The organism is Paenibacillus sp. 22594 (genome assembly GCF_052044425.1).
Lineage (GTDB): Bacteria > Bacillota > Bacilli > Paenibacillales > Paenibacillaceae > Paenibacillus_AQ.
The window spans coordinates 1-343 of record NZ_JBQENA010000063.1; the positions used below are offsets into that span (position 1 = coordinate 1).

General features: G+C 52.5%; 3 tRNA genes. All 3 read right to left on the bottom strand.

Annotated features, from left to right (window positions below):
- Positions 1-105: 105 nt before the first annotated feature.
- The 3 genes from ACTJKB_RS31005 to ACTJKB_RS31015 all read right to left on the bottom strand — a co-directional run bounded on the left by ACTJKB_RS31005 (position 106) and on the right by ACTJKB_RS31015 (position 343).
- Positions 106-180, bottom strand: a tRNA-Glu gene (locus ACTJKB_RS31005).
- A gap of 10 nt (positions 181-190) precedes the next feature.
- A tRNA-Thr gene (locus tag ACTJKB_RS31010) sits at positions 191-266 on the bottom strand.
- Between the two features lies 1 nt (position 267).
- Positions 268-343 (bottom strand) — tRNA-Asn (locus ACTJKB_RS31015).

Genomic DNA, 343 nt, shown 5'->3' on the forward strand with positions numbered 1-343 from the left:
GAGGCTGAGGGGTTCGAACCCCCGACCCTCTGCTTGTAAGGCAGATGCTCTCCCAGCTGAGCTAAGCCTCCATATGTACGGTTGTCCTCAAGGGAAAATGAAAGTTGGTGACCCGTATGGGATTCGAACCCATGTTACCTCCGTGAAAGGGAGGTGTCTTAACCCCTTGACCAACGGGCCTAAAAATTTGTGGAGCTCTCAACCGGATTCGAACCGGTGACCTCTTCCTTACCATGGAAGCACTCTACCTACTGAGCTATGAGAGCATGGCTCCCCGAACAGGACTCGAACCTGTGACAACTCGATTAACAGTCGAGTGCTCTACCAACTGAGCTATCAGGGA